Raw genomic sequence first — 20,330 nt, forward strand, 5'->3', positions numbered from 1 at the left:
TTATGTATAAGAGATATTAATTTAAGCATCAAGAAGGATAAGATGAATTGAGGAATGGAAAATGGGAAACTTTGCAAAGTATAGTAGAATTTTAATTAATAGTTTGGTATCATTTGTTATTTTATTGGCATTGGCACAATTAGTTATTCCAACTAGTTGGAAGCTAGTGCTGGATTATTATTTAATTAGCAATTTTTTATTATTAAACCCTTGTAATATGATGCATATTGGAGCGAAAGAAGATGTCAATGTCACTGCTGATACTATGAGTCGAACAAAAAGAACAGTTGAAAAAACAGAAACTCCTGAAGAGGCTGATGCGACTGACCAGATGTTAAAAAGATCAAAAAGAAGAGCAGCTCAAGAAAATGATACAAGAGATATTTTATTAAATTCTTTTTTGAGCTTTATGAAACACTGCTTTTTAATAATAGCAGCGCCAGTAATTTTTATGCAAAAATTGTTAATTAATAACTAAGGTATATATTTTTTCTATATTAACAAAAGAAACAATATGGAAAACAAACTTACTTTTATTAAGATTAAATGAGTTTTTGATAAATAAAAATTAGTTTAGTGGTTGACTTCTCTAATATTCTTGATATAATTTTATTATTTATTAATTTATTGGAGGAGTTTTAATGGGAAAATTTTTAAAGAGATTGCTTTTAAAAGAAGATCCAAATGTTTATCAAGTTAAAGATGCGCATTTGTCTCAAGTACTGACTGTCAAAGATTTTTTGGCATTAGGTGTTGGAACGATTGTTTCTACCTCAATATTCACTCTTCCAGGAGTGGTCGCAGCTACACATGCGGGCCCAGCCGTTGTTATTTCTTTTTTACTGGCAGCTGTTGTTGCAGGACTTGTGGCATTTGCATACGCTGAAATGTCTTCTGTCATGCCATTTGCAGGTTCTGCATATTCATGGATAAATGTTGTTTTTGGTGAGTTTTTTGCGTGGATTGCAGGATGGGCACTTTTAGCGGAATATTTCATTGCAGTTGCCTTTGTAGCCTCTGGGATATCTGCAAATTTTCGCGGATTAGTAGAACCACTCGGTGTCAATTTTCCAAAACAGCTTGCCAATGCTTTTGGGACTGAGGGCGGAATTATTGACTTGGTAGCCATGGTTGTAGTTTTGATAGTTGCTATTTTATTATCAAGAGGTGTTTCAGGAGCAGCACGTGTTGAGAATATTTTGGTTGTTCTTAAAGTTCTTGCAATTATTCTATTTGTAATCGTCGGAATGACTGCCTTGCATAAGGCTAATTATTCGCCATTTATTCCTAAGTATCATCTAAATGCGGATGGCTCCGCTTTTGGCGGATGGCAAGGAATATATGCCGGAATTTCAGCAATTTTTCTTTCGTATATCGGGTTTGATTCAATTGCAGCAAATTCAGCTGAAGCGAAGGATCCTCAGAAAACAATGCCACGTGGAATTTTAGGCTCACTTTTGATTGCTGTTGTATTATTTGTGGTTGTGTCATTAGTAATTGTAGGAATGTTTAAGTATACTAACTATGCTAATAATGCTGAACCAATTGGCTGGGCATTGCGTCAAAGCGGACACCCAATTGTTGCAACAGTCGTACAAACAATTGCTGTTATGGGAATGTTTACAGCTTTAATAGGAATGATGTTGGCGGGATCGCGTTTACTTTACTCATTTGGTAGAGACGGTATGCTTCCAAAATGGTTAGGAAAGTTAAACAAGGACAAATTGCCTAATAATGCAACACTTACACTTTCAACGATTGGTATTGTAATTGGTGCATTGTTTCCATTTGCATTTTTAGCACAATTGATTTCTGCGGGAACGTTGATCGCATTTATGTTCGTTTCTGTAGGGATTTACGCTGTACGTTCGCGTGAGGGTAAAGATTTACCAAAACCAAGTTTTAAAATGCCATTTTATCCAGTGTTACCAGCATTAGCCTTTCTTGGTGCTTTCGGTGTTTTTTGGGGATTAGGAAACGATGCTAAGCTATATGCGCTGTTGTGGTTCTTTATTGGATTGATAATCTATTTTTCGTATGGGATTAGAAATTCATATTTAGGAAAGAAGAACAAAGAAAACTAAATCTATTATAAAAAACAGGGGCTGGTCAAAAGTTATATTTTGATCCAGTCCCTTTATTTATTCCATATAAAAATGTTTCATAAGTCAAAATTTTCCGTCCGATTTCAAATTACCAATAACAAGCATATATATTTATTTTGTCCACATCAGGCTAGTCTACAAAGAAACTGAGTCTTGGCCATTTGACCTGCCATTTTTTATTAATAACACGTGTTTTATATTGCTCAAGTAATGTTTTATCAGATTGGAAACGCGGAGTTGGATGGATCTCAAAATTAAAGAGATGTTCCAAAGAAAATGGTGAAATGATGGTAGATTCAGCGTCATTTAAATTTAGAGCAATGCTATTACAAGTTTCGGGTACATTTTTTAGCGCTGACTCAATGTCTTTTCCGAATGGTTGTATTGATTTTGCATCATTCAAACGGATATTTTCAAGATTCCACAGATATTTGGAATATTTCTGTGAGAAAATTGCTTTTCTCGTTAAGAATTGCTCATATGATTCGCTGGAATCAGCATATAGTACATCAATGTTTTCTAAAACCAAATTGGTTTTCTGAGATGACAGGTTATTCCAAACGATTGTCCGAAGAGCTCCGCTGCAGACAAATGCAGTGCTTAAATGTTCCTTTTTCAAAATCTCAAAGATTTCGGCGAGCTCTGTATTAGTAATCAATGTATCAAGTAATTGTTTTTTGTAGTCCATTAATATCCTCCGTAAAAATTACTAAGATTAATTGTAATGTTTTTTCGTGGAGAATGAAAGGCAAAACTTGTTGAATAATTATTAAATCCGCATTAGTACTAGTGAAAAATATTTTAAAATTTGGTATATTATTATTGTGTAAGCGCTTTGAATATAATGAGGGGGAATTCCCATGTCAAAGATAATTGCAATTAATGCTGGAAGTTCGAGTTTAAAGTTTAAGCTGTTTGAAATGAACACAGAACAAGTTTTAGCACAAGGCCTTTTTGATAGGATTGGCTTAGCGCAGGGAGCAATAAAAATCAAGTATGGCGCTGATGAAGAATTTAAAACCAATGAAGAAATAAAAGATCATTCATATGCTGTTAAGCGTCTACTGGGATTAATGCTTAATCTGGAAATCATTCATGAATTCTCAGAAATAAAAGGTGTGGGCCACCGTGTTGTTGCAGGTGGTGAATACTTTAAACGGTCGGTCGCGATTAATAGTAAAGTTATCCGAAAAATTAATTCATTGGCCGAGTATGCTCCAATTCATAATCCAGCAAATTTGATGGGAATCAAAGCATTTAAGAAAATTCTTCCAACTGCAACAGCAGTAGCGGTTTTTGATACATCCTTTCATCAGACTATGCCAAAAGAAAATTACATCTTTAGCGTACCATATGAATGGTATCAAAAATATGGTGTAAGAAGGTATGGGGCACATGGGACTAGTCATCGGTATGTCGCAGATGTCGCTGCTTCAATGTTAAAGCGTCCATTAAAGGAACTCAAACTAATTAGCTGTCATCTTGGAGCAGGAGCATCAATTTGTGCTATTAAGAATGGTAAATCCTTCGATACTTCAATGGGATTTACTCCTTTAACTGGAATTACAATGGCTACTCGTTCTGGGGATACGGATGTTGCAATGATAGCATTTATGATGCAAAAATTAGATATGCATTCTATGCCTGAAGCAATTTACGATTTGAATAAGAAGTCAGGATTATTGGGTATTTCGGGAGTATCATCCGATATGCGTGATGTCATGGAAGAAAGCACTACAAATTCTCGTGCACAGCTTGCTGTTGATATTTTTGTCAAGGATATTGTTAAGTATATCGGCTCGTATACTGCTGAAATGGGTGGAGTTGATGGAATAATATTTACGGCAGGGATTGGAGAAAATTCTGCGGAAATCAGAAGTGCAGTTTTGAAAAGATTGTCCTACATGGGAATTGAGGTTGATGAAGAGAAAAATTTATTAAGGGGAGAGAACATTGTGATTTCTACAAGTAGCTCAAAAGTCAAGGCTCTTGTGATTCCAACCGATGAAGAATTAATGATTGCACGAGATGTTGACAAAATAATGAAAAAAAAGAATGTCAAAAGTGCAAAATTGGTATAGATAATTTGTGTTCAAGAAAGCAATTTTGTAACGAAATCGTAACATAAAACTGTTCACAAACATGACAAAAAGTGTTAGATTATTCAAGTCGATAAATTAACTAATTTTGGGAGGACTTTTGTCATGGGTAATAAGTTTGATATTTTACACGATTATCAAGAGACAGTTGCTAAAATTGCTGAACTTGACGAAGTTTGTACGAGGATTAGCAACTCAAAACGTGGACGCCACTTATTGAATGCTTACGATGAAAAGAAACGAAATGTTGAAGAAGAACGTGAACAACTTGAAATCATTTTAGAAGCAATGAACGCCGCAGAAGATTAATCAAAGTAAGCAAGAATAAAAAAGAGTTAATAAATTAGAAAATCTCATTAGTAGATTTTCTTTTTTTTATGATTACAAAATAAAATACGAAATAAAAAGTTTTTTTTGAGATAATTAAGGTGATATACTAGCTTAATGCGTATGAATGTACAATTATTACAAATAAAGTTCGATTTTAGCTTTGACAATTATTATATCCTTTGCTAAGCTAAGGCTGTACTTTAGGAGGGATAACGGTGAGCAAGGAAATCAGTATTATAATGGGAAGCTCTTCTGATTGGGAAACAATGAAAGAAGCGGCCAATATAATAGAACAATTTGGTGTTAGTTTTGACAAACAAGTTATTTCAGCACACAGAATGCCACAGGAAATGTTTGATTTTGCCAATAGTGCTGCAGATAATGGAATCAAAGTAATAATTGCAGGGGCTGGTGGTGCGGCACATCTTCCTGGAATGATTGCAGCAAATACGATTTTACCAGTGATTGGAGTACCCGTTCAAAGCCATGCACTTAGTGGACTTGACTCGTTATTATCTATTGTGCAAATGCCTGCTGGAATCCCAGTGGCAACGACTGCAATTGGTGTTGCTGGGGCGAAAAATGCGGCATTGTTAGCATTACAGATACTCGGGATTACTGATTCTCAGGTTGCACAAAAGCTTACAGGCTATCGTAAAGAGATGCATGATAAAGCAGTGAAGAGTGGTGAGACTCTTGTCTAAGATGATTACGCAAGGACAAACAATTGGGATTATTGGTGGAGGACAATTAGGACAGATGCTGGCATTTTCCGCTAAATCCGCAGGTTTTCGTGTACTGATCTTAGATCCTAATCCAGATTGTTCCGCAGGACAGGTTTCTGATGACCAAATTGTTGCAGAATATGAAAATATTTCTGCAATTGAGGAACTAGCGGCACGTTCAGATGTATTAACATATGAATTCGAGAACGTTGATTTAAAAGCATTAGAAGATGTTACACGGATGGTTTCAGTTCCTCAGGGAACAAAATTGTTAGCAATTACTAAAGATAGATTAAATGAAAAGACATTTTTAGCAGATAGCGGCCTGAAGGTAACCCCCTTTGCAGCAATTAACTCTATTACTGACTTAAAGGAAGCAATTCAAAAGTTCGGATATCCCGCGGTTTTAAAGACATGTCAAGGCGGCTATGATGGAAAAGCACAGCTGGTGCTGCATGATGCTGCAGATTTGGCCGAAGCACCTGAACTGATTGAACAAGGACAGTGCATACTTGAGGATTGGGTTGAGTTCTCTAAGGAAATTTCTGTAATGGTTGCAAGAAATGTTGATGGTGCAATTTCGCTATTTCCTACAAGTGAGAATATTCATAGAAATCAGATTTTGCATGAGAGTATTGTACCTGCAAGAATTTCGCATGTTCTACAAGAAAAAGCACAAAAGATGGCCGAAAAAATTGCGACCAAGATTAATCTGTGTGGTATCCTTGGTGTGGAGATGTTTGTAGGCAAAGATGGTGAACTTTATGTAAATGAACTTGCCCCACGTCCACATAATTCGGGGCATTATTCAATTGAGGCATGCAATTTTTCACAGTTTGACGTACACAACCGAGCAATTTGTAACTGGCCAATGCCAAAAATTGAATTACTAGAACCGGTTGTTATGGTCAATATCCTCGGGCAGCATGTTGCAGGAGCAGCAAAATTGGTTTCAGAAAAGCTACAGTGGCATTTTCATGATTATGGCAAGGCTGATGCTCGGCATGATAGGAAGATGGGACATGTTACAATTTTGACTAATAACGTTGAAGAAACACTTTCTGAGATCGAAAAAACAAAAGTATGGGATTAAAGGAGCAAACTAATGATTTCAAGATATTCACGACCAGAAATGGCAGCAATTTGGGAAGATCAAAAAAAATATGAATGCTGGCTTGAAGTAGAGATAGCGGCAGATGAAGCTTGGTCTAAACTTGGACATATTCCTGCTGAAGATGTTACAAAAATTCGCGAGAATGCTAAATTTGATGTTAATAGAATTTTAGAAATCGAAGAGACAACACATCATGATGTAATTGCTTTTACCCGCTGTGTGTCGGAGTCGCTTGGCGAGGAGAAAAAATGGGTTCACTATGGGCTGACTAGTACTGATGTTGTTGATACGGCTTATGGATACCAATTGAAGCAAGTTAATGAGCTATTACGAAAAGACTTGGCACATTTCAAGGAAATTGTTGCCAGTCAAGCGAAAAAATATAGGAATACTGTAATGATGGGTAGGACTCACGGAGTACATGCCGAGCCTACTACTTTTGGTCTGAAGCTTGCAAGATGGTATTCGGAAATAAACCGCGATATTGAACGCTTTGAACATGCTGCCAAGGGAGTTGAAGCTGGTAAAATCAGTGGTGCAGTGGGAACATTTGCCAACATTGATCCATTTGTTGAAAAATATGTTTGTGAGAAATTGGGAATTCGTCCCCAAGAAATCTCAAGTCAGGTTCTACCACGCGATTTGCATGCTGAATATATTGCAGTATTAGCGTTAATTGCAACAAGTCTAGAAAAATTTGCAACTGAGATTCGGGGATTGCAAAAATCTGAAACGAGAGAAGTCGAAGAGCATTTTGCAAAGGGGCAAAAGGGATCATCTGCAATGCCCCATAAACGTAATCCGATTGGCTCGGAAAATATTTGTGGATTGGCACGTGTGGTTCGCGGACATATGGTGACAGCATTCGAAGATGTTACTCTGTGGCATGAAAGAGATATTTCACATTCTTCAGCCGAAAGAATTATTTTACCTGATACGACTATTTTGATAGACTACATGCTGAATCGTTTTGGCAGAATTTTAGAGAATTTGACAGTTTTTCCAGAGAATATGCTGCGTAATATGGGTCGAACATTTGGCTTAATTTACAGTGGAAGAGTTCTTCTTAAACTGATTGACACTGGTATGAGTCGAGAAGAGGCATACGATTTAATTCAGCCCAAAACAGCTGAATCATGGGATAAACAAGTTCAGTTCCGCCCATTGCTCGAACAAGATAAGGAGATTACTAGTCGGCTTTCAAAAGAAGACTTGGATGATGCATTTGATTATCACTGGCATTTACGTCATGTGGATGAAATTTTTGAGCGTGTCGGTTTAGGTTGAATGCAAGAAATTTTTAAAGATAAACGGTAAAGAAACATTGAAGAGTGTGATGTAGGTCTGCGAAACTCAGGCATTAACTTGAGATTATGGGAATAAGAATTCGTTGTTATAAGTAATTTGAAGTTATATTAGAAATTTGAACTTATGGAACATGTCTATATGAAATTAACAGAGGCCGGATCAAAATTTAATTTTTGACCCGGTCTTTTTATTTATTACCGATAGTCATGCAATATAAGTTTTTTTTCTCTAAAAAGCAAACAATAGATATAGTAATACTTTTATGTAATGTCAAATGAATTATAATTACTTATAGTTGGTGTGCAATTTATTGTTCGGTTTAATTATATAATGAAAATATACTGTGTAATTGATTTTGCTATATTCATAAGAAAACAAACAAAATGTAAAATATTAGAAAATAAAGTTCGGATTTTACATATTGACTATTTGTTTTTTATTGTTAATCTTTAAGTGAATTAGTGACCATTTATGGCAGGAGTTGCTCTTAATATTCGCTTATAGTTGAAAGGATTGAGTTTGAAAGATGGAAAAAATGATTTATGCAGGAAAAGCCAAACAAATGTGGACAACTGCAGATGATGAGATTTTAAAGGTAGTTTACATGGATCAGGCAACGGCATTGAATGGTAAAAAGAAAGATCAGATTTCAGGTAAAGGAATTCTGAATAACCATATATCTTCCTTAATTTTTGAATATCTGACACGGCAAGGAATCGAGAATCATTTTATCAAAAGAATTTCAGATACTGAAGAACTTGTTAAGAAAGTAACTATTCTGCCACTTGAAATGGTCACGAGAAATGTAGCAGCTGGTCACTTTACGACTCGCTTTGGAGTTGAAGAGGGCAAGGTATTTGAGACACCAGTTGAGGAAACATATTTTAAAAGTGATGAACTAGATGATCCCTTTATGAATAATTCCCAAATTTTGGCACTAAAAATTGCGACAAAGAGTGAAATCGAAAAGATGTGGGATATCTCACGAAAAGTAAATAGTTTATTGACAGAATTATTTAAGAAGATGGATTTACGTTTGATTGATTTTAAGCTTGAATTCGGAAAACTAAAAGATGGTGAAATTGTTTTAGCAGATGAATTTTCTCCAGATAATTGCCGGCTTTGGGACATGAAGGATAATGCCCATATGGATAAAGATGTGTACCGCCGTGATCTTGGTGATTTGACGATTGTATATGAAGAAGTATTAAAACGACTAGAAAAAGTTCTTACGGAGGATATGTAATTATGGTGAATGTGCGTATTTTTGTGACTTATAAGCAATCAGTTTTTAATCCCCAAGGAGAGACCATTACAGATGCTATCCATAGTTTAGGCTTTTCTGCAGTAAAAAAAGTAAATGTTGGCAAGTTTTTTGATTTACAGATAGAACCTAATGATAAATCAGTCGAAGAAATTGTTAGTCAGGTTTCAGAACAATTATTAGTTAACTTTAATTTAGAAACATATCATTATGAAGTGATGGAGGAAGCGTAATGAAGATTGCTGTTGTGGTTTTTCCTGGTTCGAATTGCGATATTGACCTTTTTGAAGCACTTCATACTGTTTGTGGTGCTGCAGTAGAGTATGTTTCACATAAGAGAGACAACTTAGATGGTTTTGACGCAGTCATGTTACCAGGTGGATTTTCGTATGGTGATTATTTAAGATGTGGCGCAATTGCTCGTTTCAGTAATATCATGCCAGCAATTGTTGAATTTGCTAAGCAAGGCAAACCAGTCTTTGGAACTTGTAATGGTTTCCAGATTTTAACAGAAGCTGGGCTCTTGCCTGGGGCTTTAAAGCAAAACGATAGCTTGAAATTTATTTGTAAGACAGTCTCATTGACAGTTGAAAATAATCAGACTCTTTTTACAACACAATATAAGAAAAAAGAAACAATAGCCTTACCAATCGCACATGCCGATGGGAGCTATTATGCTGATGAAGAAACCTTGGCGGAACTTGAAGAAAATCATCAAGTCGTCTTTCGCTATGCTGGAGAAAACCCAAACGGAAGTTTAAATAATATTGCTGGTATTACAAATAAGGCGGGTAATGTTTTAGGAATGATGCCACATCCTGAAAGGGCAGTTGAAGCAATATTAGGAAATCTGGATGGTCTGCGTTTGTTCAAATCATTACTCGAAAATGGGAAAGTCACTACTGAGGAGGCTGTACGCTAATGGCTGTGAAAGTTGAAATGAGCCCTGTGGAAATAAAAAACAAAAAACCTTATCTTGAGTGGGGATTGACAGAAAAGGAGTATGACTTCATCTCTGAAAAGTTGTTGGAAAGATTGCCCAATTATACTGAGACAGGTCTTTTCTCAGTGATGTGGAGTGAGCATTGTTCTTACAAGAAATCAAAACCAGTATTGCGCGAATTTCCTAACAGAAATGAACGTGTATTGCAAGGACCTGGTGAAGGTGCCGGTATTGTTGATATTGGTGATAACCAAGCGGTTGTATTCAAGGCTGAAAGTCATAACCACCCATCTGCAGTTGAACCTTATGAAGGTGCAGCAACTGGTGTGGGAGGAATAATTCGCGATATCTTCAGTATGGGTGCGAGGCCGATTGCGATGCTTGACTCGCTGCATTTTGGTGAAATTGATAATGCACATACAAGATACTTGATTAATGAAGTGGTTGCAGGAATTGGTGGATATGGTAATTGTATGGGAATTCCAACCGTTGGCGGTGAAACAACTTTTGATGAATGTTATTCAGGTAATCCATTAGTAAATGCAATGTGTGTGGGTATTATGGATCAAAAAGACATGCAAAAAGGACAGGCAAAAGGTGTTGGCAATGCAGTTATGTACGTAGGAGCCAAGACTGGACGTGACGGAATCCATGGTGCAACCTTCGCATCGGCTGACTTTGCAGATGATAGGGAGACACAACGTTCGGCTGTTCAAGTGGGAGATCCATTTATGGAGAAACTATTGATGGAAGCATGCTTGGAATTGACTAGCCAGCATAAGAAATGGTTGGTTGGTATTCAGGACATGGGTGCGGCTGGAATCGTTTCATCGAGTTGTGAAATGGCATCTAAGGCTGGCAGCGGAATGGATTTAACGTTAGATAATGTACCGCAACGAGAAACAGAAATGTCAGCATATGAGATTATGCTAAGTGAGTCGCAAGAAAGAATGCTGTTGTGTGTTCGCGCAGGATTCGAAGAAAAGGTTAAATCTTTATTCAAAGACTATGGATTAGAGGCAGTCGTAATCGGCCGTGTTACAGACGGAAATGACTATGTTTTGAGACATCATGGTGAAATTGTTACCAATATTCCTGTTTCAAGTTTGACAGACGATGTTTTAGAAGAACCTAGTGAAGAAAGAAAACCAGAAAGAATTACACAGGCTGAGAGTTTATCTAATTGGATTCCAGAATTTACAGATGCTAAAGAGATACTACGGAAATTGTTGGTCCAACCAACAATTGCATCAAAGGAAATCTTTACGCAAACGTACGATTCACAGGTTAGAACTAATACAGTTGTTGGACCGGGTAGTGATGCTGCTGTTCTACGTATCAGAAGGACAAATAAAGCTTTAGCAATGACATCCGATGGAAATGGACGTTTCGTATACCTTGATCCTTTTGTTGGTGGACAGATTGCTGTTTTAGAAGCTGCTGCAAACTTGATTGCAAGTGGAGCACTTCCTTTAGCAATGACTGATTGCCTGAACTATGGTGACCCTAATGATCCTGAAATTTATTGGGAATTGCATCAGTCAGTTTTAGGGATGTCAGAGGCTTGTCGCGTGCTGAACACACCCGTAATTTCTGGAAATGTGTCGCTGTATAATGAGAACAATGGTGAAGCAATTTATCCTACTCCAATGGTTGGTATGGTTGGTTTAGTTAAGGATATTAATAAACATTTGACTAATATTTTCAAAAACAGTGGAGCTAAGGTGTTCTTAGTGGGTAATACACGTGCTGATTTTGCAGGCTCAGAAATTCAAAAAATGTTAACTGGTAAAATTTCTGGTATGTTGAACGCTATTGATACTGAATTTGAAAGTAAAAAACTTTTCAAATTACTGCAAGCAATTGAAGCGGGGCTGGTAGATAGTGCTCATGACTTGAGTGAAGGTGGACTTGCTGTAGGCTTGGTAGAGAGTACTTTTTCAAGTGATGTAGGATTAGATATTGAATTAAAGACAATGAAGGCACAAGATTTGTTCAGTGAGACTCCAGGTAGATTCGTTGTGAGCGTGACTCCTGAAAAGGTTGAGAAGTTTGTCGAGATAATGGAAGATGATTGTATGGAAATTGGTGAGACGACCGCAAAGCAGAAGGTACATTTGAAATGTCAAAATGCAGATTTTGAGATTCAAGTTGCGGAAGCTCAGAAAATTTGGGAGGAAGCAATACCATGCCTTATGAAATAAAAGGATTAAATGAAGAATGTGGTGTTTTTGGTGTTTTTGGTACACCAGAAGCAAGTCATCTGACATATTTTGGATTGCATAGTTTGCAACATCGAGGGCAAGAAGGTGCCGGAATTGTTGTGAGTGATGGAGAAAAATTGCAGCAATTTAGAAATCGTGGGTTATTGGCCGAAGTTTTTGCAAACAAGGAAAATTTGGATAAATTAGTTGGAATGGCTGCAATCGGGCATGTACGGTATGGAACAAGTGGAAATAATATTCTTGCGAATGTACAACCTTTTTTATTCCATTTTGGAGATGGTGATGTTGCACTAGCCCATAATGGCAATCTCACTAATGCTGAGACAATTAAGCGTGAACTTGAAAAGGATGGTGCTATCTTTCAGTCTACTTCAGATACTGAAATCTTGATTCATTTGATTCGACAAAAGAAACATATGGACTTTATTGATGCACTTAAAGCAAGTCTAAACCAGGTTCATGGTGGTTTTGCATTCTTGTTATTGCGTGAAGATAGTCTAATTGCAGCGTTAGATCCAAACGGTTTTAGACCATTGTCAATTGGGCAGCTTGCAAATGGTTCTTATGTCGTTGCCAGTGAGACATGTGCTTTGGACATGGTAGGAGCAAAATTAGTCCGGGATGTCCAGCCAGGTGAATTAATAATTATTGATAAGGATGGTCTGCATATAGATCGTTATACAGATGATACTCAATTGGCAATTTGTTCAATGGAATATATTTACTTTTCACGTCCAGATTCGATTATTCACGGTGTGACAGTACACAATGCACGTAAAAAGATGGGTAGATTGCTAGCGAGGCAAGCCCCACTTGATGTCGACATGGTAGTTGGTGTACCTAATTCTTCTTTGTCAGCTGCAAGTGGATATGCTGAAGAAAGCGGCTTACCTTACGAAATGGGATTGATAAAAAATCAATATATTGCAAGAACTTTTATTCAACCAACACAAGAACTGCGTGAGCGTGGGGTCAAAATGAAATTGTCTGCGGTTCGTGGAGTTGTTGAGGGTAAGAAAGTTGCAATTATTGATGATTCGATTGTTCGTGGGACTACAAGCAAACAAATTGTTAGGTTATTAAGGGAGGCTGGTGCTAAGGAAGTTCATATGCGAATTGCTTCACCACCTCTACGCTTCCCGTGTTTTTATGGAATTGACATTTCTACACGTTCTGAACTCATGGCGGCTAATTATTCCGTCGATGAGATGTGTAAAGAAATTGGTGCGGACTCACTTGAGTTTTTGACTATTCCGAATTTAATCAAGGCAATTGATATTCCCGATGCAAATAATGCTCCGAATGGTGGGCTATGTGTTGCTTACTTTGATGGTAAGTATCCAACTCCTTTATACGATTATGAAGAAGGTTACTTGAAGTCGCTAAAACATCAGCATGAATTGGAGGTTGGTGTGAAATGAGCAGGTATCGAGATGCAGGTGTGGATGTAAATGCTGGGTATGAACTCGTAACGCGAATTAAAAATGAAGTTGCAAGTACCAAACAACCTGGTGTTCTCGGTGGACTTGGGAGTTTTGGCGGATTATTTGATTTAGGAGAATTAAATATTAAACATCCGATCTTGGTATCAGGTACCGATGGTGTTGGAACAAAATTGTTGATTGCACAAGGAGCTGATAAGCATGAGACAATTGGAATTGATTGCGTTGCAATGTGTGTTAATGACATTGTTGCACAAGGAGCAAAGCCACTATTTTTTCTAGACTATATTGCAACTGGTCATAACAATCCTGAAAAAATGGCTGCAATCGTCAAGGGAATTGCAAGTGGCTGCCGGCAAGCAAAAGTTGCATTAATTGGTGGTGAAACGGCTGAAATGCCCGATATGTATTCACCTGAAGAATATGATTTAGCGGGATATTCAACTGGCGTAGTAGAAAAAAGTCAGCTATTAACTAATGAAAAACCGCAGGCAGGGGATATTCTGATTGGCTTACCATCAAGTGGACTGCATTCTAACGGTTTTTCATTAGTAAGACAGATTCTTTTCAAGGATAATGACTTTGAACTCTCGGATAAACCAGCAATGTTCAATGGGATGTCACTTGGTGAAGTGTTACTTGAACCGACTAGAATATATGTTAAGTCTCTGTTACCATTATTAGAAGCAGCAATTGTCAACGGTATTAGTCATATTACTGGTGGTGGTCTAATCGAAAATTTACCGCGTATGTTCAACGAGAGATTGCAAGCACAAATTAGGCGGGATTCTTGGCCAATATTGCCTATTTTTGAATATCTAAAAGAACAGGGAAATTTATCAGATGAAGATTGTTTTGAGGCATTTAATATGGGATTAGGAATGATAGTTGCCGTTTCTCCTGCTAACTTAGAGAAAGCAAAATCCATTTTGGCTTCTGAAAAAGAAAAATTTTATATTATTGGTGAGTTAGCCGCTAGACCTGATAATTCTGAAAAAATTAGTTTTAAGTGAGGCAATTGATATGAGAGTTGCAATTTTTGCATCAGGCAATGGGACAAATTTTGAGATATTTGCGGACTTATTTGAGAAAAAAGAGCTTCAAGGTGAATTAGCATTATTGTTTTGTGACCATCCAGATGCTTATGTGGTTGGGCGTGCAAAAAAGCATCATGTGACTTTCGAGACATTTACCGTTAAGGAGTCTGGTGGTAAAAAGAAGTATGAAGAAAAAATTGCAAAGTTGCTTAAGAGTTATAAAATTGATTTTATAATTCTTGCAGGTTATCTAAGAGTTATTGGAGCATCGATTCTCGATAACTATGAAGGTAGAATTGTTAATCTTCATCCAGCTTATCTGCCAGAATATCCAGGTCTTCACTCAATCGAACGCGCTTTTGAAGATCACAAGAAGCAAACCGGCGTAACTGTACATTATATTGATTCAGGCTTGGATTCTGGCCCAATTATTGCACAAAAAAGAATTCCCATTTTTGAGGATGATACCGTTGAGTCTTTGGAAGCACGAATTCATGCATGTGAGCATCAGCTGTATCCTCAGGTCGTAAAATCTATTTTGAATGAATTAACTGAAAAAGGAGAATAATAAAAAATGAAGCGAGCTTTGATGAGTGTTTCTGACAAAACAGGATTGGTGTCATTTGCACAGAAATTGATTGAGAATGATTTTGAAATCATCTCTACCGGTGGTACAAAAAAGGTATTGGAAGATGCCGGTATAGAAACGATTTCAGTGGAAGATGTCACTGGTTTTCCAGAGATTCTTGATGGACGTGTAAAAACTTTAAATCCATTTATTCATGGTGGTTTACTTGGACGAAGAGACTTGCCAGAGCATGTTAAGACGATGAAAGAATTGCACATCCAGCCTATTGATTTGGTTTGTGTAAATCTTTATCCATTCAAAGAAACAATTGAAAAGCCGGATGTGACACTTTCAGATGCAATTGAGAACATTGATATTGGCGGACCTAGTATGTTGCGCAGCGCAGCAAAAAATTATCATGATGTGACTGTTGTTGTTGATAGTGCAGACTATCAGGTTGTTGCAGACGAATTGGATGAATTTGGGGACACCAAGCTAGAAACACGTGCTGGATTTGCTGCTAAGGTGTTTAGACATACGGCTGCTTATGATGCATTGATTGCAAGTTACTTAACTGACAAAGCGGGAATTGTTGCACCAGAGAAATTGACATTAACTTATGATTTAGAGGATACAATGCGTTATGGCGAAAATAGTCATCAGAAAGCATGGTTTTATAAGGATGCATTACCAAAGAGCTACGCAATAACAAATGCCAAGCAGCTGCATGGTAAGAAATTGTCTTATAACAATATCAAAGATGCCGATGCTGCTATCCGAATTGCGCGTGAATTCGCTGAACCAACTGTTGTGGCACTCAAGCACATGAACCCTTGTGGTATTGGAAGAGGGAATACTCTTGAAGAAGCTTGGGATAGAGCTTATGCAGCTGATTCTATTTCAATCTTTGGTGGTGTAATTGTTTTAAATCGTAAGGTTGATTTGGCAACGGCCAAAAAGATGCATGCCTTGTTCTTAGAGATTATCATCGCACCGGCATATGAAGATGAGGCATTTGAAGTTTTAGCTAAAAAGAAAAATATTCGTTTGCTTCAGTTAGACTTCACAAATAAGGATGAAAAACCAAATAAGGAAACTGTTTCTGTAATGGGTGGCTTACTTGTGCAGGAACAAGATGTTTTGGAAGAAGACCCTGCAAACTGGACAGTGGTAACAGAAAAGCAGCCTACGGAAGAACAACTAAAAACACTCTTGTTTGCTTGGAAAGCAGTCAAACATACTAAGAGTAACGCAATTGTTGTGACAAACGAAAACCAAACTCTAGGAATTGGGGCAGGTCAACCTAATAGAATTGATTCAACTAAAATTGCTATTAAAAATGCTGGTAATGACTTGGATGATGCAGCCGTATTAGCTAGTGATGCATTCTTCCCGATGGATGATTGTGTTGAGTACGCTGCTAAACATGGAATTAAGGCAATTGTACAACCTGGAGGCAGTATTCGTGACAAGGATTCAATTGCGATGGCTAACAAATATGGGATTACGATGCTGACAACTGGTATCCGTCATTTCAGACATTAAGCTGGGGGATGTAATTGTGAGTAAGAAACTTAATTTGTTGGTAGTCGGTTCTGGTGGACGCGAACATGCCATCTGTAAATCTTTTAATGAAAGCCAAAATGTTGTTAACGTTTATTGTGCTCCCGGAAATAGCGGGATGGAGTCTGCTGGGATTAAAACTGTGAATATTTCAGAGTTGGATTTTAGCTCTTTGGCAGATTTTGTAGTTGAGAATCAAATTGATTGGACTTTTGTTGGACCAGAAGATGCACTTGTTGCAGGTATTACCGATTATTTCAGAGGACGTGGACTTGCAATCTTTGGACCCAATAAGTTTGCGGCTCAATTAGAAGGTTCAAAGGACTTTGCCTTGAAGTTTATGGTAAGACATGATATTCCAACTGCTGATTATCAGACCTTTCAAAGTGCCAAAGAGGGCATCGCAGCACTTGAAAATTTTGATGCTCCTATCGTGGTCAAGGCAGATGGCCTTGCTGCCGGAAAAGGAGTTACGATTGCAAAGTCAAGAGAAGATGCGCAAAAGGTTATTAGTAAGATGTTTACGAATGGAGAGAGTCAGGTTGTTCTTGAAGAATTTTTAACTGGTCCAGAATATTCTTTGTTTGTTGTAGTTAATGGGACTGATTTTCAGATTTTACCGATGGCACAGGATCATAAACGTGCGTACGATAACGATGAGGGTCCTAACACTGGTGGAATGGGTGCTTACAGTCCTGTTCCGCAATTATTGAAGCAAGATTATCAAGAAATGGTTTCAAAGGTAGTTGAACCTTCGATTGCTGGTCTTAATAAAGATAACTTTGATTATCATGGTATCTTGTACATCGGCTTAATCCTGACAGACAATGGGCCAAAAGTAATTGAGTATAATGTCAGACTGGGAGATCCTGAAACGCAAGTGGTGTTACCAAGATTAAAGACGGATTTTGCGGAAATAATTGATAATTGTCTTAGTGGTATAAAAATGAATCAATTAGAAATTAGTTCGCAGGCATGTCTTGGGATAGTGTTAGCTGCTGAAGGTTATCCAGCTTTACCTGTAAAGGGACAATTGATTCCAAAGTTTGGAAAAGAAGTTGGAATTTCAATCGATTACGCTAATGTGCTTGCAAAAAATGGTCACTTATATGGTAATGGAGGCAGAATCCTTAGCGTAGTTGCACTGCAAGATACTCTTAGTGATGCGCAAAGTAAGGCATACGCATACATAGACGAACTTGAATTTAAAAATTGCTACTATCGCAAAGATATTGGGAATAAGGCGTTGATGTAACCAATATCCAAGAATTTAAAAATAATTGTAAAAAAAGAGTGTAACGAGACAAGAAACAAATCTCGTGTTACACTCCTTTTTAAAATATAATAATTTGGAAATATTGTGAAAAAACGCAGAAATGACTAGATTGCTAATGCTAAGAGCGCATTTTTAATTGTATTGCCAAGATCGATACATCCTTCTTCAATCTGTTTTTCAGTAATTCCGGTAAAATTAAGTCGAAGATGGTTTGCTTCCCTAGAAGTTGCAAATAGGGATGAACCTTCCAAGAATGCCACTCTTTTTGTCTTATTCAATAACTCACGCGCATCAAGTGGTTTAGGCAAATTTACCCAAATAAAGAAACCGCCTTGTGGTTTAGAAAAACTACATTCTACGGGAAGATTTTCTGAAAGTCCAGATAACATTGCATTCATTTTTTGCTGATAAGCAGTACGCAACTTGGTGATATGTGTTGAAATATCATTATGTTCCAAATATTCATCGATGCCTTCTAACAGAATATTTGAAGATTGGCAGTCGTAAGATAGTCTTAATGATGACAGCTGATTGACGATCTCTTTAGCGCCAATCAACCAACCACAACGAAGAGCAGGTGATAAAATTTTTGAAAAACTTCCCAAGGTAACGATATTTTCAGTTAAATCAAATGATTTAATTGAAGGAAGTGAGCTTCCAACGTAGCGCAGTTCACGATAAGGGTCATCTTCAATAACGATAACATTGTACTTTGTGGCTAATTCAGTGAGTTGTTTTCTTTTTTCGACGGACATACAATAACCTGTTGGATTTTGAAAATTTGGAATCGTATAAATAAGCTTGACGTCGTTTTCTTCGAGTGTTTCTGCCAATACATCCATATTCATACCATCATCTTCCATTGGTACTTCGTAATAAGTTGGCTTATGTTCGTTGAATGCTTCGAGCCCACCTACATATGTAGGTGCTTCAACCACAACTCCATCAAAATCATCGAGAAAGAGATCTGCTAGAAGTTTAATTCCTTGTTGTGCACCTTGTGTCAGCATAATATTTTCTGGACTGCACGTTGTTCCAGTTGTTTTAGCATAATCAGCAATTTTTTGGCGTAATGGTTCGTATCCTAGAACTGAGCGATATTGAAAAATTTCAGTAGATGCATTCTTTATTCTATTCTCAAATGCATTGTTAAGTTCCTTTTTAGGAAACAGAGCAGGATCTGGATAGCCACCCGCAAATGAAATCAAGTCAGCTCGGTCACTCAACGCGAATAATGCGTCAAGGCTAGTTGGTTCCTGATTTATGCGACTTGAAAAAGTTGGTATCATAATAAATCCTCCTCAGATATTTTTACTTGTTTTGTTAATGATTAAAGTGTACCGTTATTTCTGAATTAAGTAAAATTCATTTTTTTCAATTTAAGATGAATATAATTCATCATTAAAATATAGAGGTGTCAAATATGTCTACATTTTCGTATGAAGTTTTTAGTGAGGTTGCAAAGCGCAAGACATTTTTTGCTGCGGCAACACAATTGAATGTTACGCCTTCAGCAATCAGTCATTCGATTGCAGGTCTGGAAAAAGAACTTGGGTTTGCATTATTTATTCGCAATAGAACTGGAGTGAAACTGACTCCAGATGGGCAAAAAGTTTTGCCAGTTATTCAGGATATTTTAAATTCTGAGGCAAAACTAGCAGAAGAGGCCGCCCAAATCAATGGGTTGAATCAAGGACGAATTCGGATTGGAGCGTTCAGCAGTGTATGTATTAACTGGCTGCCAGATATTATTCAGAGTTTTAAGAAAGAATACCCGGATATTGAGTTGTCAGTTACACAAGGAAATTTTAATGAGGTTGCAGAACAGGTTCGACTAGGAACACTTGATATTGGTTTCAGTGCATTACCAATCAAAGAAAAGCTGGAAGTTTTGCCATTGCACCGTGACCCGATTTACTGTATAGCACCAGAAAGTTTTAATCCCCAGGCTGGAGTAGTTACAAAAGAAGATATCAAAAATGAAAATTTTATTTTACAGCAAATAGATTATGATCGTGATACTAAGAGGGCTTTGGACACATATGATGTTTCAGTTAATTCCATCCAATACAGTATTGATGATGCTTCAATCATTGCAATGGTCGAAAGCGGTTTGGGGTTAGGTATTTTGCCTGAACTGGCTTTACAAAAATTATCAGGCAATGTGGATCATTATCCTTTCAAGGAACACTTTTATCGCACAATTTGTTTGATTTCTCATTTTGAGACCAAACAAACACCTTCGACAAGAGCGTTTGTTAGCGAAATTCAAAAATATGTGGCAAAACGTTATCCGCAAGAGCAGATATGAGAATTTTTTTGAGATAGGGG

General features: G+C 37.2%; 19 protein-coding genes. 17 read left to right on the forward strand and 2 right to left on the reverse strand.

The features are described 5' to 3' along the window. Nucleotides 1–61: 61 nt before the first annotated feature. Together GSM_RS00905 and GSM_RS00910 are read left to right on the forward strand one after the other, a co-directional pair. On the forward strand, nt 62–478 hold the full coding sequence (locus GSM_RS00905) for a hypothetical protein (protein ID WP_003688023.1): 417 nt from the start codon (nt 62–64) through the stop codon (nt 476–478). A gap of 163 nt (nt 479–641) precedes the next feature. Beyond that, a complete protein-coding gene (locus GSM_RS00910) occupies nt 642–2,084 on the forward strand; it encodes an APC family permease (RefSeq protein ID WP_010077677.1) in 1,443 nt (480 codons plus the stop codon). A gap of 151 nt (nt 2,085–2,235) precedes the next feature. On the opposite strand, the gene GSM_RS13790 is transcribed toward GSM_RS00910, so the two are convergent. Then, nucleotides 2,236–2,793, reverse strand: a complete 558-nt coding sequence (locus tag GSM_RS13790) for a nucleotidyltransferase family protein (protein WP_010077678.1) — start codon at nt 2,791–2,793, stop codon at nt 2,236–2,238. A 172-nt stretch (nt 2,794–2,965) separates the two neighbouring features. On the opposite strand from GSM_RS13790, the gene GSM_RS00920 reads away from it, so the two are divergent. The 14 genes from GSM_RS00920 (at nt 2,966) to purD (ending at nt 17,978) form a co-directional block, all read left to right on the forward strand. Next, entirely contained in the window at nt 2,966–4,186 is a 1,221-nt protein-coding gene (locus GSM_RS00920; protein WP_010077679.1) for an acetate/propionate family kinase, read from the forward strand. 123 nt (nt 4,187–4,309) lie between these two features. Further along, nucleotides 4,310–4,513, forward strand: a complete 204-nt coding sequence (locus GSM_RS00925; protein WP_010077680.1) for a hypothetical protein — start codon at nt 4,310–4,312, stop codon at nt 4,511–4,513. Nucleotides 4,514–4,773: 260 nt separating this feature from the next. Further along, nucleotides 4,774–5,238 (forward strand): 5-(carboxyamino)imidazole ribonucleotide mutase, encoded by a 465-nt coding sequence (gene purE / locus GSM_RS00930; RefSeq protein ID WP_040538148.1) that lies wholly within the window; start codon nt 4,774–4,776, stop codon nt 5,236–5,238. Then, a complete protein-coding gene (purK, locus tag GSM_RS00935; RefSeq protein ID WP_010077682.1) occupies nt 5,231–6,352 on the forward strand; it encodes a 5-(carboxyamino)imidazole ribonucleotide synthase in 1,122 nt (373 codons plus the stop codon). Before purE ends, purK begins: the two co-directional genes overlap by 8 nt. Before the next feature lie 12 nt (nt 6,353–6,364). Next, entirely contained in the window at nt 6,365–7,660 is a 1,296-nt protein-coding gene (gene purB, locus GSM_RS00940; protein ID WP_010077683.1) for an adenylosuccinate lyase, read from the forward strand. Nucleotides 7,661–8,207: 547 nt separating this feature from the next. After that, a complete protein-coding gene (gene purC / locus GSM_RS00945) occupies nt 8,208–8,927 on the forward strand; it encodes a phosphoribosylaminoimidazolesuccinocarboxamide synthase (RefSeq protein ID WP_003688334.1) in 720 nt (239 codons plus the stop codon). A gap of 2 nt (nt 8,928–8,929) precedes the next feature. After that, entirely contained in the window at nt 8,930–9,178 is a 249-nt protein-coding gene (gene purS / locus GSM_RS00950; protein WP_003688332.1) for a phosphoribosylformylglycinamidine synthase subunit PurS, read from the forward strand. Continuing rightward, complete coding sequence (gene purQ, locus GSM_RS00955; protein WP_003688330.1) at nt 9,178–9,867, forward strand: phosphoribosylformylglycinamidine synthase subunit PurQ; 690 nt, start codon at nt 9,178–9,180, stop codon at nt 9,865–9,867. The genes purS and purQ overlap by 1 nt, the downstream gene beginning before the upstream one ends. A gap of 5 nt (nt 9,868–9,872) precedes the next feature. Next, on the forward strand, nt 9,873–12,092 hold the full coding sequence (purL, locus tag GSM_RS00960) for a phosphoribosylformylglycinamidine synthase subunit PurL (protein ID WP_003688326.1): 2,220 nt from the start codon (nt 9,873–9,875) through the stop codon (nt 12,090–12,092). Next, nucleotides 12,077–13,534, forward strand: a complete 1,458-nt coding sequence (gene purF / locus GSM_RS00965; RefSeq protein WP_003688324.1) for an amidophosphoribosyltransferase — start codon at nt 12,077–12,079, stop codon at nt 13,532–13,534. Before purL ends, purF begins: the two co-directional genes overlap by 16 nt. After that, nucleotides 13,531–14,568, forward strand: coding sequence for a phosphoribosylformylglycinamidine cyclo-ligase (gene purM / locus GSM_RS00970; protein WP_003688322.1), 1,038 nt, complete (start codon nt 13,531–13,533; stop codon nt 14,566–14,568). Before purF ends, purM begins: the two co-directional genes overlap by 4 nt. Nucleotides 14,569–14,578: 10 nt before the next feature. Continuing rightward, complete coding sequence (gene purN / locus GSM_RS00975) at nt 14,579–15,160, forward strand: phosphoribosylglycinamide formyltransferase (protein ID WP_003688320.1); 582 nt, start codon at nt 14,579–14,581, stop codon at nt 15,158–15,160. A 6-nt stretch (nt 15,161–15,166) separates the two neighbouring features. After that, nucleotides 15,167–16,705 (forward strand): bifunctional phosphoribosylaminoimidazolecarboxamide formyltransferase/IMP cyclohydrolase, encoded by a 1,539-nt coding sequence (gene purH / locus GSM_RS00980; protein ID WP_003688318.1) that lies wholly within the window; start codon nt 15,167–15,169, stop codon nt 16,703–16,705. A gap of 16 nt (nt 16,706–16,721) precedes the next feature. Further along, nucleotides 16,722–17,978 (forward strand): phosphoribosylamine--glycine ligase, encoded by a 1,257-nt coding sequence (gene purD, locus GSM_RS00985; RefSeq protein ID WP_003688316.1) that lies wholly within the window; start codon nt 16,722–16,724, stop codon nt 17,976–17,978. Between the two features lie 125 nt (nt 17,979–18,103). Here the strand turns inward: purD and GSM_RS00990 are convergent, their stop codons facing one another. Next, entirely contained in the window at nt 18,104–19,288 is a 1,185-nt protein-coding gene (locus tag GSM_RS00990) for an aminotransferase-like domain-containing protein (protein ID WP_003688315.1), read from the reverse strand. 134 nt (nt 19,289–19,422) lie between these two features. Here GSM_RS00990 and GSM_RS00995 point away from each other — a divergent pair, with 134 nt between their 5' ends. Then, nucleotides 19,423–20,310, forward strand: coding sequence for a LysR family transcriptional regulator (locus tag GSM_RS00995; RefSeq protein WP_003688313.1), 888 nt, complete (start codon nt 19,423–19,425; stop codon nt 20,308–20,310). The last annotated feature ends 20 nt before the right edge of the window (nt 20,311–20,330 follow it).

Source organism: Liquorilactobacillus mali KCTC 3596 = DSM 20444, from assembly GCF_000260415.1.
Taxonomy (GTDB): Bacteria; Bacillota; Bacilli; order Lactobacillales; family Lactobacillaceae; genus Liquorilactobacillus; species Liquorilactobacillus mali.